Genomic DNA, 12,314 nt, shown 5'->3' with positions numbered 1-12,314 from the left:
AAAGTCGACTTTATATCGATGGCTATTATAATCCGATAAGAAGGCATGGGACTCTAGGAGGAAAGAGCCCCATAGATTTTGAGTTAAGTAACTAAAACCCCGTGTCTACTTTTAAGGGGTCATATCACCCTGAAACCTGAAACCTGAAACCTCTGAATTCTGCAAGCGAAGCGATCTGAACTCTTCATCCCCATTAACATTTCCGCTATACTTCAACCTCGACATTACTCAAGTCAAACTATTAGCATAAGGCGCACGCTTCCATGAAAACAAAAGATAGAATCATTCACGGTGCCTTAACCCTTTTTAATGAAAGCGGTGAGCGCAGCGTAACAACCAACCATATCGCAGCGCATCTTGAGATAAGCCCGGGTAACCTGTATTACCACTTCCGAAATAAAGAAGAGATCATCAGCGGCATCTTTGATAACTACGCAAAAGAGCTAAAAACTCGATTCCAACCAATGGCAGAAGATCAACAATCAAACATGCCAAGCGTTCAGGTTATGCTGAGTTACTTAGATTCAATTTTTGAATTGATGTGGAACTACCGTTTTTTCTACGCCAACTTACCTGATATCTTAAGCCGTGATGATGCATTAAAGCTGAAATACATCAAAGCTCAGCAAGCGTTAAATGAAAACTTAATCGCGATAATGCACAGCTTTCGTGATTCAGGATTAATCGACCTTGAAGATGATGAACTGCAAGCATTAACAAAAACTCTGCACCTAGTTGCATCATGTTGGATAAATTATCAAACCGCTTTACTGTCAGATAATGAAATTACCGAAGCAGTGATCTATCAAGGCATGTTACAGATGTTGAATGTTGTAAGACCAATGGCAACAGATAAGGGCAGAAAGCAGATATTAGAATTAGAAAAACATTATAAAGAAAGAATAGTTTAGAATAGTAAAGGTTTATAGTTAAATTTTTGTAGGAACTAAAATGAATCAGTCAGCAACACAATTACCTGATTATCCACAATCATCATTTCAAGATGATGAAATTGATCTAAAAGAGCTATTTTTAGCATTATGGCAAGGAAAGATTACTATTATTTTATGTATTTTAGTCTTCAGTATTAGTGCTGTCGCATATGCATTAACAGCAGCCGAATGGTGGTCATCAAAAGCTAAAGTGATGGCGGCACAAGTACAGGATTTTTCTGAATACCAAGAGCAAGTAAAACAATTTCAGTCAATTTTTGATATATATCAAGAGGACGGTACTGTGCTGGTGAGTGATTCATTAACTCCATTAATGGATAGTGAGCTTCTTTTTCAACAATTTATTAATGCTTATAATTCATCGAATAATAAAAGAATATTTTTGGATGGAAGTGCTGAATTTCAAGCGCTTAAAGCATTACGAGACTCAAAAAAAGAAGGGGCAGAACAAGCATTTTATTCGGAATGGTTTAAAAGAATCAATGCTGTTGCCATAAATAAAAAATCTGAGGCGTCTCTATATACGCTTAGTTTTCAAGCAACAACAAAAGAAAGCAGTTATCGATTACTTGATGAGTATATTTATTTGGTAAGCTCTGTTGTATTTAACGATGCTTTGAATAATCTTCAAGCAATGGTTGATGGAAAACGTAATGAATTACGTCAGCAAAAAGCTGTTTTAGAAGCGCAAGCAAAAAATCGTTTATCCGTTGAGATCGAGCGAGCTCAATATGCGTTAGCTATAGCAAAAGCGGCAAAAGTGAATAAGCCGATTCAAAATATGGGGAGCAATGAATTGTTTGCTATCCATATAGGGGCGTACGCTTTAGATGCAAAGATCAGAGCATTAAAATCAATAAAGAATTTGACTGTAATAGAGCCTAAATTACAGCAAATTGATGCAAAGCTTGATATGCTTAATTCAATGAAAATTGATCGTAATATTAAGTTTCAAACTTTTCGTTATTTAGAAGATATAGAGCAGCCTATCACACGAGATAAACCAAAACGTGTATTAATCGTTGTGTTAGGAACATTATTAGGCGGAATGTTAGGTGTTGCGATAGTTTTAGTCAGATTTGCATTTAGAAAAGAAGATTAAGAGCTTAGGATTCAGATCGGTCGCAAGCTCCCTTGCAGGGTTCAGAGGTATTAACTGTAACCTAATATACTTAAAGTTACCACCTCTGAATTCTATCTGTGCTCTTCCTGCTCCTAGTCCCCAGTCCCTGCTCTTACTCGTCCCTAATCTCTTAACCCCTCAAAGCCCTTTTCTCGTAAACCACGGTGAACGCTCATCCGTCAACTCATACAACTCATGCTGCTTATTCAACATTTGACCGCCGTCGCGAGTTAGAGGTTGCCAGTTAAAGTTTGCACGGTTCTTACTTGGTTTCACCGTCATGATGTCGAAAGGAATCGAGAGATAGAATCCTTTGGTGTAGCTGCCTTCACCAAACTCTTCAGCAGATAAATCCGTAAAGCTTGCGTAAGCACCAGCAATCACACCTGAATCGAATTGTTTCGAGAAATCAATGCGAGTTCCTTTATCGCCAGCTAAGAACTGACCAACACCCACTTTAAGTAAGGTGTTCTTCAAGAAAGACCATTGAGGGGCATAATAAGCGGTCGCAAACCCAGTCACTCCGCTAGAAACTACGGTATAGTCACGTCCATAATCACCGCCTTCTTGATGATCTTGTTCATAGAACCCAAACCAATCACCAGGTGTACGCTGTTTAATATACGTCGCATCAACACCAAATGCCCAATTCGAGTTTAATGGGCGGTACATTACTTCTGAACCAATACCACCAAACATACTTTCTAGATAGCCAGCGTACATTTGGCTATAAAAACCAGCGCCATATTCTTCAAACCAGGTTAATTGGAGGTTATTCATACGAACTGGGTTTTCATGAACATAAGCACGGAACATAGTTCGAACACGAGGAACCGACGTACCATCAGGAGGCGTGATGTAATTAAACTTATCGTAGTTATCAAACAGATTAAAATACAAACTGCCCGAAGCCTGAACCTTGTCAGTTAACCACACCGAACCTGCGGTATTAATACCAACCGCATAAAGATAAAAGCTTTCAGCACTACCAATAGATTGAGATAAAGTAGGGGAAACAGAGTAATCCCAGCGCTTTAAATTATCACTTTTAAGTGAATGTTCTGATGGCGAATAAGTCACTTCATCAGTTTGGCTTGCATCAGCTACCTTGGCATCAAAATATTCATTATTAGCCACCTTTTTATATTGAGCCGCATCAATCAGCGTTTCAGAAACAGGCATAGACTGATTGGTTTCAATAATTCGGTACGTAGAAATCGTCTCAGGAACATGATTTGCAAAAATACGTGAAGCACGATCATGCGCCTCATCGCTATCACGATATTTCGTTTGGGTCGCAACAAGAGTGACAGAATCATCGTCGGCATAAATTCGGTTGTCTTCATAACCGGCGTTGCCATTCAATTGTTGGTTAACTCGTTGCCAATCCACTTCATCAATTGATTGATTGCTTGATTCGTCATAAGCCGTAATAGGCTCATCACGCCAAATTGCTTTCATATCATTAAAATTAGTAGTTAGGTTCACACCAAGAGTTAAGGTATCCCCACGTTGGTAACTGACTTTAATATCGCCCCAATCACCCAAACCATATAACACACCAAAGTTCCAAGGGGTGTGTTGTGTCATATCCACTTTGCCACGAGTTACAGGGAAGTCTTGGCTATAATCGTTACTGTCGTATTCCACTTTTAAACGCAGTGGTTGATAAGGCGTTTGGTACTCAATACCACCATAAATGGCTGCTGGGCCTTTAAACCAACGTTCAAAATCAACACTGCCGCCTTTGCCTTTGTAATCGCTTTGGCGAGAGCAGAATTTGTCAGAGGCTTTGCAAAAAGGGTTGGTAATATTACCACTTTGTCCTAAGTAGCCCCAACCCATACCAAGGGTAACATCAAGATTACCAAAGCGTTTGGTTGCCGCCACGAACTCGCCATCAAACAGCCCAGTACCACCAAAATCACGAACCCCAACAGAGGTTTCCGGCAACCATTTACTCTCTTCAAGTAGACGAATTTTAAAATCGATGCCTTTATCCGTGTATTTTGTTCTGCCACTAAAACTTTCATCACCGCTATAAAGTAAATCTTGAACCAAGGTATAGCGGATAGTGGTTTCTAACCACGGCATGACTTGCAAAGAAACGTTGTAGTGGTGGTATTCATTGTTAATGCTTGCACCAATATTAAATTCCCCTTCAGGAGCCATACGGCCAGAAGGCATTTGCATTAGGCCAACACCACCAAAATCCGTTTGAGATGGGGTTAAAACTACTGGGTCAAAAACTGTATTACTGACTTTGTTTACAGCCGACTGATTTTCAATAGATTGGTTTTCAACAAACTGATCTGCAGCAAAGGTTGAATAAGGCAAAGCAGAAGCAATAACCCCCGCAATAAGAGATAAAGAAAACTTAGGAGTCATCATAAATTACAGCGCCTTATTACGAAGCAGTTGAACAATTGAGGTGTTTAAAGATGAAAAACCACTTGGTAATCCGCCAAGAGGGATATACACCGATGCCCCCGGAGCTAAATAAGCGGGTTTGTTTTGCCATACTGAAAACTCAGTGGTTTGAACCACACCATCAGGCTGAATGACATAAACCGTAGAGGTATCAGCAGTAGAAGAAAGAGGGAGTGAATCTAAATAGTCATCAATGCTTGCGTGCTCAATAAAAGGAATTGAAATGCTGCTTTCAGAATCAATCGCACCAAAAAAAGAAACAGAGGTAGGGCGAAGGTGCACAAAAAGCTGATAATCAGCATTAAGTATAGGATTCAGTTTTTCATTAATTCGGATTAAATCGAGATCAAGTGGCGAAAAAATACGGTCCACAAAAGTGTGATGCTCTAACTGTGAAATGATCTGCGTCGCAGAACGCTTAAATTCATTGTTTGCAGAAAAAAGTGATGTCTCTCGAGAAAGTAAAGATAGCTGCTCAATTGACTTATTTCGAAGATTATCGGTATCTTTTTGTAACTGATTGTCACTTAACACTGCCCCAAGAGAATAAAAATTCACTTGAGCATTTGCATCTAAAATGACTTGTTCAAGTCTTACTGGTTGCGAGTAATTAAGTACTACATTTTGATTAGGTAACGTGACCGATACCGCTTGTGTCGAGCTAGCATAAGTAACTGTTGATGCAGACAAAAGCAAAGAAAAAACGAATGAAGAAAGAAAATGCATGACGGTTCCTTTAAATACTAATTAATTGGGTTATTAACGAGCTTACAAAGCAAAAGGCTTCAGTATCGTCATTTCAATATCACCAATATCAGGACCTAAATATTGATGGGTTTTTACTACATTAAATTGCTCATCTAACCAGTATTGGTTTGTAAAAGAATAATCAAGAGAAGGGATGGATATCACCTCAACAACTTCTGTTACATCTTTGTTCCAAACTGTTGTTTCTATAGTGGATTTTCCTCTTAATACCGGGGTGATATTTGCTTTATAGTTAAATAAATAATGATCATTTAACATCCAATCATAGTGTGCAGACCAAGTGGCTTGATTTTTTGAAATAGACGCTAAAGAAGGCAAAGAGGAAGAAGAAACGGGAGTGATATTTGATAGGTTTGCTTCAGCCAACCCTAATGTTTTAACAATGCGTCCCCCCTCAGTCACTATCATCGCTTTATCAGAAGAAAGCCATTTTAATTGCATCGCCCCAGTCTCAGGGTTCTTCTCTGCAAACGCCAACACCATAAACAGGTTAGCGCCACCATTAATGCGAACAAAGCTGCTGGCATAAGGCAATTCGATAATCTGCTGCTTTGATAAAACCACGTCATCGGCACCAAAAAACGCTTCATCTAACGTTGCGTTTACGTCATTAAATTTTTGAGTACAAGCAGAAAGCAGAAAGAGAGAAGCAAAAACAACAAGGGATTTAAACACAATAAACTCTTTATTTATAAATAGTTAGGTTTGTTTAGAGGGAAAGGCATAAGTAAAAAGGGACGAAAGTGAGAGCCTAAAATTTAGTTCCTCATCCCTCGTCCCCTGTATCTGAAACTAAAATTAATTAGTAGTTACAGATGTTGTTGTTGCGTCTGAGCCTGAATCAGCAACAGCTACAACAGCAACAGCAGCAGCAACACCTACAGCGATAGCTGTAGTTGTAGCAGCACCAGCTGCAGCTGCAGAAGCGCCAGCTGTACCAGCAGCAGAGCCAGAAGTTGAAGCAGCAGTCGTTGTTGTTGCTTCAGCAGCAGCAAATGCAGATCCAGCCGTCATCGCTAACATAAGAGCAATAGCAGTCTTTTTCATAAGTTACCTTACAATTTTTACATATATTGGTGAATATTTACTCACTTATTGAGCAAACATCGTGCACGGTATCATATGAAGTTCCATATGGTAAACATAAAAATCATTCTATAGATGATTAATGAATGATCATAAATTTAATAAATCTCACAAATGAAGCATCTTTTGTTGCTATTGATAGAATTATCTATTGCATTTTTTTGTAGTGTATGGTTATCGAGTGTGTATAATGCCGCCACAATAAATGAATATTAATTCAATAAAGAAATTAGTGAACAGATTGGTGTTTTTGTTGTGGGTTTAATGACTCATTCATCAGTGTTTCGCTCCTCTATTAATATCATTATCAATAAATGGTTAATCGTTCAATTTTGATGGTTTTCCATTAACAAATAATATTGCGCAGAGTGGGAAAGTGCTTAACAACCTCTGGGCGGTAGCATGCCTGAATTTTGTCATCTTAAGTTGAAATTATGTTTATGAGTAAAACACATCGTTCTTTGGCTTCTGCTCTACTTTTGGTTATGTTGAGTGGTTGTACTGTTTTCCCTGGTTCGCACATCTCGACATCAGATAAAAACAAAGTGGAAGAAGAACAGAGTGAAGATAATCAAAATACTTACTCTTCAGACATTAATGTGTATGAGCTAACGCCACAAAAAGTAGCGGATTACCAAGTTAAGCAAGCATCAGCTCAAGCAAATTTAGAACTTGAAGATCAAGTGGCAAGTTACGAATACCGTGTTGGTCCTGGTGATATTTTAAACGTCACTATTTGGGATCACCCTGAGTTAACCATTCCTGCTGGTTCATACCGTAGTTCAAGTGAATCGGGTAACTGGGTTCATGCCGATGGCACCATTTTTTATCCTTACATCGGTACGGTAGAAGTGGAAGGCAAAACCGTTCGTGAAATCAGAACGGAAATTGCTCAAAAATTAAGAAAGTTTATTGAAAGCCCACAAGTGGACGTTAACGTAGCGGCGTTCCGTTCTAAAAAAGCTTATGTAACCGGTGAGGTTGAGAAACCCGGCCAACAAGCCATTACCAATATTCCATTAACTTTGCTAGATGCGGTTAACCGCTCGGGTGGGTTAGGTGAAGATGCGGATTGGCGAAACGTGACATTAACTCGTAACGGCAAAGAAGAAACTTTATCTCTTTATGCACTAATGCAGCGTGGTGATTTAACCCAAAACCGTTTATTGCAATCTGGCGATATTATTCATGTTCCTCGTAACGACACTCAAAAAGTATTTGTTATGGGTGAAGTGAAAGACCCGAAACTACTTAAGATGGACCGTTCAGGCATGAGCCTAACCGAAGCGTTAAGCAGTGTTGGTGGCATTAATGAATTATCAGCCGATGCAACAGGGGTTTTTGTTATTCGTTCATCAAGCCCAGATAAAAAACAAGAAAGCATGGCGGATATTTATCAGTTAAATATTAAAGATGCTTCTGCACTTATCATTGGTACTGAGTTTGATTTAAAACCTTACGATATCGTTTATGTTACTGCTGCGCCAATTACTCGTTGGAACCGTTTGATCATGCAACTTATGCCAACCATTACAGGCTTTAATGAGTTGACGGAAGGGGCGTTACGAGTGAAGAACTGGCCTTAAAAACGGAGTTTTTAAGTAGGTACTAGAGAAGAGCAGGGACTAGGGGCTAGTAAGGGCAAAGATAAAGCTTATTAGGATCTAGGAAAAAAGCAGAGACTAGTAAGAGCAGGAACTAGGGACTGGTAAAAGCGAAAGCTATAAGAATAATAATAGATTTAAATAATTAAGGCTTAAAAAACAGGCCTTAATTAATAATAAAATAATAAGAAACAAAAAAGCACAATAATCACGGATGATTAGATATGCGATTTAAAGAACTGGATGTATGGAAGAGAAGTTTTAAAGTATCGGTTTATATTTGTAAATCAATGAGATCTTGTAAAGATCTTGGCTTTAAAGATCAAATCTGCCGCTCATCAGTTTCTGTACCATCGAATATCGCAGAAGGATCAGAAAGAGGCTCAAATAAAGATAATATTCGCTTTCTTTTCTATGCAAAAGGCTCGTGCGCAGAGTTACTAACTCAAGTTTTACTCGCAACAGAAATTGGCTATTTAAAAAAAGATGAAGTCAGTAATTTGATTATTGAATTAGAAGAAATCAATAAAATGATTACTGGCTAGATTAGATACTTACAGAGAACTAGGGGTTAGTAAACGCTAGCTTAAAGGGACGAGTATAAGCATTTTAAGCTCTTACCCGTCCCTTAAACCTAGTCCCTCGACTCTAATCAAAACGGATAGATTGGCTACTATCACGTAAATTGCACTTCAGCACTTACTCGCCACTAAAGTCTATCCTTTAAGATTAATATTTAAACAAGACGGATAGATTGACTCTCCATAGCGCAAATCGCTTCTACGCTTTTGCTCTGTCTAGTCCTTAAAATCTACTCCCTCATTTCTAATTTCAAAATTCAAATCAAGACGGATAGGTCTAAACCAGATGTAAGACATTTTAAGCTCTTACTCGCTCCTAAAACCTAGTCCCTCGAAACTAATTTAACCCATGTTCAATAAAATCTTAGTTGTCTGTGTCGGCAATATTTGTCGTTCTCCAACAGGCGAGCATATCTTAAAACAACTTCTACCTAACAAAACTGTGGATTCTGCTGGTGTTGCGGTTGAAAAAAGTCGCTTAACCGGTAAAGCGGCGGATGCCATGGCTACTGAAGTGGCGGCAGAACATGGCATTAGCCTTGAGTCACACCAAGCAAGACAACTAACCAGTGACATTTGTCGAGAATATGACTTAATTCTTGTGATGGAATCTGGCCATAAAGAAGCGGTGACCAATTTAGCACCAGAAGCTCGAAGCAAAACCATGTTATTTGGTCAATGGATAGGCCAACAAGATATTCCAGATCCATACCGCCAAAGTCGTGAAGCCTTTGACCATGCCTATGGATTAATAGAAAAAGCAGCTCAAGAGTGGGCGAAAAAGTTATAGATGTGGTTTAGAGGAACTAGGAACGAGAATTTAGGTACGAGTTAAGTTTTAGGTGCTAAGGACGAGAACTTAGGAATGAGTAATGCTTTTACTGCTCTTACTTATCCCTTGACCCTAGTCCTTTGCTCTTATAAATCTTTTACTAGCTCCTAGTCCCTAAAAACTAGTCCCTAGCTTTTATAAATCTTTTACTGGCTTCTAGTCCCTAAAAACTAGTCCCTAACTAAAGCAACATATTGGAACGTCCATGTCACAAGCAATCAACTCTACCCGTGATACCTCTACCTCTGATGAAATCGATTTAGCAAAACTGTTTGGTCAGCTAATTGATGGTCGTTGGCTTATTCTTTCTATTACCACTTTATTTGCTATTGCGGGTATTGCGTTCGCACTTTTATCGACACCAATTTATAAAGCCGATGCTTTGGTTCAAGTCGAACAAAAGAGTGGTAACGGTATCTCCTCATTAATGGGTGATGTGGGAGATATGTTTGCTTCTGAATCATCTGCAACAACAGAAATTGAGATTATTAAATCTCGTATGATTTTAGGTAACACAGTAGATAAGTTAAACTTAACAACAATTGCATCGCCAGCTTATATGCCGATTATAGGTAAAGGGTTATCTCGTCTATTGGGAGAAGAAAAGGCAATTAAAGTGAGTCGCTTTGATGTGCCTTCTTATATCGACAAGCCTAACTTTTCTTTAGTGTTAGATAACGCCGAAGAAGGAACTTATAGCTTGTTTGATTTAGAAGGAAATGAAATCCTCGTTGGTCAAGTTGGTGAGTTAGTTAAAAATCAAGGTTACCATTTATTTGTGATGCAATTAGATGGAGATGCTGGAGATACATTTAATCTTTCTAAAATATCTCGTATTGATGCAATTACTCATTTACAGAAAGAATTAGCGATAACAGAAAAAGGTAAACAGTCTGGTGTCCTTCAATTCTCGTTACAAGGCGAAAATAAAGCTAAAATTGAAGCAATCATTAATGATGTTACTCAGAACTACTTTTTACAAAATATTGCTCGTGATAGTGAAGAAGCAGAAAAAAGTCTAGATTTTTTAAGTGCACAACTGCCCGCAATTAAAGATAAATTAACTACCTCAGAAAATACATTAAACGATTTTAGATTAGAGCGTAAATCCGTTGATTTAAGCTTAGAAGCGAGATCAGCTTTAGATGTTATTGTAAAGCTTGAAGCGCAATTAAATGAACTTACATTTAAAGAGAGTGAAATTAGCCAACGTTTTACTAAAGATCACCCAGCTTACAAATCTTTATTAGATAAACGCAAAGTTTTACTTAGCGAAAAAGAACGTTTAAACGGACAAGTGCAAAAGCTACCAAAAACCCAACGTGAAGTACTGCGTATGCAGCGTGATGTAGAGCTAAACCAAGAGATCTACATTCAGTTACTGAACAAAACTCAAGAATTAAACATAGTGAAAGCCGGTACTGTAGGTAATGTGCGTATTTTAGATACCGCGCAGGCTTATACCTATGCAGTAAAACCAATGAAGCCACTAATTTTGGTATTGGCAACTTTATTAGGTGGCATGTTAAGTGTAGCTATTGTGTTACTTAAAGCAGCATTCCATCGCGGGGTAGAAAACCCAGATGAGATTGAAGCCTTAGGTATTCCTGTTTATGCCAGCATTCCAAAATCAAATTGGCAAGAAAAGCTCGATATTCGCTACAACAAAAAGAAAGTGAAACATTTAGAGGCGCTATTAGCAGAATCTAACCCTGCCGATTTGTCCATTGAAGCACTGCGTGGCCTGCGTACCAGTATGCACTTTGCCATGATGGAAGCCAAAAATAACGTAGTGATGATAACCGGTCCTGCGCCAAACATTGGTAAGTCGTTTGTTGCTGTGAACTTTGCTGCGGTTATTGCCAAAACAGGCCAAAAAGTATTGGTAGTGGATGCCGATATGCGAAAAGGTTATTTGCAACGTTACTTTGGTATGAAGTGGGATAACGGATTATCAGACTACTTATCAGGCAACTTGAGTTTAGAACAATCCATTCAAAAATCAGAAGTACCAAACTTAGATGTACTAACCCGAGGGCAAGTACCACCAAATCCATCTGAACTGCTAATGACAAAACGTTTTAGTGACTTTATTGATTGGGCATCAGCAAATTACGATTTAGTGCTGATTGATACACCACCAGTACTGGCGGTAACTGACCCAAGCATTGTAGGAGCACTAGCAGGCACAACATTAATGGTTGGGCGTTTTGACCAAACCTCAGTAAAAGAAATTGATGTGGCAAGACACCGATTTGAGCAAGCGGGGATAGAAGTGAAAGGCTTTATCTTGAATGCCGTAGAGAAAAAAGCAAGCAGCACATACGGTTATGGTTATTATAATTACAGCTATGAGAGTGCTAGGTAAGCCTTTTATCTTTAGGTTCTTAGGTAATTATGTGCTCTTATTTTTTTATTCTCTACATTATTCTTTTCGGAAGCAAAGGATGAGAAAAAATAGAAGCTTCAGTGAGTATAACTTAAAAATGTTCAGGTTCAACGAAGTGCATTATGTGAATAAATAAGATAAAATTCGTCGCTTAAATTTAGCTTAAAGGCTAGTTTGCTTTACTAGCATAAAAGCTTGAGTCGTTTATTATATGGCTTTACCATACATTTACTATTGAATAACATGCGCAAGGGATGCGCGATCACCTGCGGGCGGTAGCATGTCTAGGTGGGGTCGACGCATGTATAAAACGCAGTATCTTTTAGAAATCTAGGTGAAAATTTATAAAATCACTACTAATTCAGCATTAATGTGTGATCTTATACCTTTTTAAAGCAAAGGATGGAAAGGAATAGAAGCCTTTGGTGAATGTAACTTAGATTGGTTACGCAACTTCAGAGAGTTTGAAAACGGTATACCAAGTCATGATACCATCGCTAGAACAGTCAGTATGGTCGACCCTGATGAGTTTTCAGTTTGTTTTGCTC

10 protein-coding genes and 1 pseudogene are annotated in these 12,314 nt (G+C 38.5%); 7 read left to right on the top strand and 4 right to left on the bottom strand.

From position 1 onward, the window contains the following. Positions 1-263: 263 nt before the first annotated feature. Together HC728_RS18930 and HC728_RS18925 are read left to right on the top strand one after the other, a co-directional pair. Positions 264-911, top strand: a complete 648-nt coding sequence (locus HC728_RS18930) for a TetR/AcrR family transcriptional regulator (protein ID WP_190395909.1) — start codon at positions 264-266, stop codon at positions 909-911. A 40-nt stretch (positions 912-951) separates the two neighbouring features. Further along, positions 952-2,055 (top strand): LPS O-antigen chain length determinant protein WzzB, encoded by a 1,104-nt coding sequence (locus tag HC728_RS18925; protein ID WP_190395908.1) that lies wholly within the window; start codon positions 952-954, stop codon positions 2,053-2,055. A 159-nt stretch (positions 2,056-2,214) separates the two neighbouring features. On the opposite strand, the gene HC728_RS18920 is transcribed toward HC728_RS18925, so the two are convergent. The 4 genes from HC728_RS18920 to HC728_RS18905 form a co-directional block, all read right to left on the bottom strand. Then, on the bottom strand, positions 2,215-4,467 hold the full coding sequence (locus HC728_RS18920) for a YjbH domain-containing protein (RefSeq protein WP_190395907.1): 2,253 nt from the start codon (positions 4,465-4,467) through the stop codon (positions 2,215-2,217). Positions 4,468-4,470: 3 nt separating this feature from the next. After that, positions 4,471-5,232, bottom strand: coding sequence for a capsule biosynthesis GfcC D2 domain-containing protein (locus tag HC728_RS18915; protein WP_190395906.1), 762 nt, complete (start codon positions 5,230-5,232; stop codon positions 4,471-4,473). Between the two features lie 42 nt (positions 5,233-5,274). Continuing rightward, positions 5,275-5,949 carry a YjbF family lipoprotein gene (locus HC728_RS18910; protein ID WP_190395905.1) on the bottom strand — a complete coding sequence of 225 codons (675 nt, stop codon included), beginning with the start codon at positions 5,947-5,949 and terminating at the stop codon, positions 5,275-5,277. 123 nt (positions 5,950-6,072) lie between these two features. Next, complete coding sequence (locus HC728_RS18905) at positions 6,073-6,321, bottom strand: hypothetical protein (RefSeq protein WP_190395904.1); 249 nt, start codon at positions 6,319-6,321, stop codon at positions 6,073-6,075. Between the two features lie 473 nt (positions 6,322-6,794). Between HC728_RS18905 and HC728_RS18900 the strand changes: the two genes are divergently transcribed. The 5 genes and pseudogenes from HC728_RS18900 to HC728_RS20430 form a co-directional block, all read left to right on the top strand. Beyond that, a complete protein-coding gene (locus HC728_RS18900; RefSeq protein WP_190395903.1) occupies positions 6,795-7,946 on the top strand; it encodes a polysaccharide export protein in 1,152 nt (383 codons plus the stop codon). Positions 7,947-8,188: 242 nt separating this feature from the next. Beyond that, complete coding sequence (locus tag HC728_RS18895; RefSeq protein ID WP_190395902.1) at positions 8,189-8,509, top strand: four helix bundle protein; 321 nt, start codon at positions 8,189-8,191, stop codon at positions 8,507-8,509. Positions 8,510-8,894: 385 nt separating this feature from the next. After that, positions 8,895-9,335 carry a low molecular weight phosphotyrosine protein phosphatase gene (locus tag HC728_RS18890; RefSeq protein ID WP_190395901.1) on the top strand — a complete coding sequence of 147 codons (441 nt, stop codon included), beginning with the start codon at positions 8,895-8,897 and terminating at the stop codon, positions 9,333-9,335. A 247-nt stretch (positions 9,336-9,582) separates the two neighbouring features. Then, on the top strand, positions 9,583-11,745 hold the full coding sequence (locus HC728_RS18885) for a polysaccharide biosynthesis tyrosine autokinase (protein ID WP_190395900.1): 2,163 nt from the start codon (positions 9,583-9,585) through the stop codon (positions 11,743-11,745). 430 nt (positions 11,746-12,175) lie between these two features. After that, positions 12,176-12,314, top strand: a pseudogene (locus HC728_RS20430) (transposase family protein); the annotation flags it as partial.

It is taken from the genome of Aliivibrio sp. S10_S31 (genome assembly GCF_014694495.1).
Lineage (GTDB): Bacteria > Pseudomonadota > Gammaproteobacteria > Enterobacterales > Vibrionaceae > Aliivibrio > Aliivibrio fischeri.
Note: the sequence above shows the minus strand (reverse complement) of the source record. Positions and strands in the feature narration are given on the sequence as shown.

What these genes read in the sequence shown, in the direction of transcription:
- HC728_RS18900 (WP_190395903.1), top strand. Translation starts at nt 6,795, where the DNA reads ATGTTTATGAGTAAAACACATCGTTCTTTGGCTTCTGCTCTACTTTTG.
- HC728_RS18915 (WP_190395906.1), bottom strand. Translation starts at nt 5,232, where the DNA reads ATGCATTTTCTTTCTTCATTCGTTTTTTCTTTGCTTTTGTCTGCATCA.
- HC728_RS18905 (WP_190395904.1), bottom strand. Translation starts at nt 6,321, where the DNA reads ATGAAAAAGACTGCTATTGCTCTTATGTTAGCGATGACGGCTGGATCT.
- HC728_RS18925 (WP_190395908.1), top strand. Translation starts at nt 952, where the DNA reads ATGAATCAGTCAGCAACACAATTACCTGATTATCCACAATCATCATTT.
- HC728_RS18930 (WP_190395909.1), top strand. Translation starts at nt 264, where the DNA reads ATGAAAACAAAAGATAGAATCATTCACGGTGCCTTAACCCTTTTTAAT.
- HC728_RS18895 (WP_190395902.1), top strand. Translation starts at nt 8,189, where the DNA reads ATGCGATTTAAAGAACTGGATGTATGGAAGAGAAGTTTTAAAGTATCG.
- HC728_RS18890 (WP_190395901.1), top strand. Translation starts at nt 8,895, where the DNA reads ATGTTCAATAAAATCTTAGTTGTCTGTGTCGGCAATATTTGTCGTTCT.
- HC728_RS18885 (WP_190395900.1), top strand. Translation starts at nt 9,583, where the DNA reads ATGTCACAAGCAATCAACTCTACCCGTGATACCTCTACCTCTGATGAA.
- HC728_RS18920 (WP_190395907.1), bottom strand. Translation starts at nt 4,467, where the DNA reads ATGATGACTCCTAAGTTTTCTTTATCTCTTATTGCGGGGGTTATTGCT.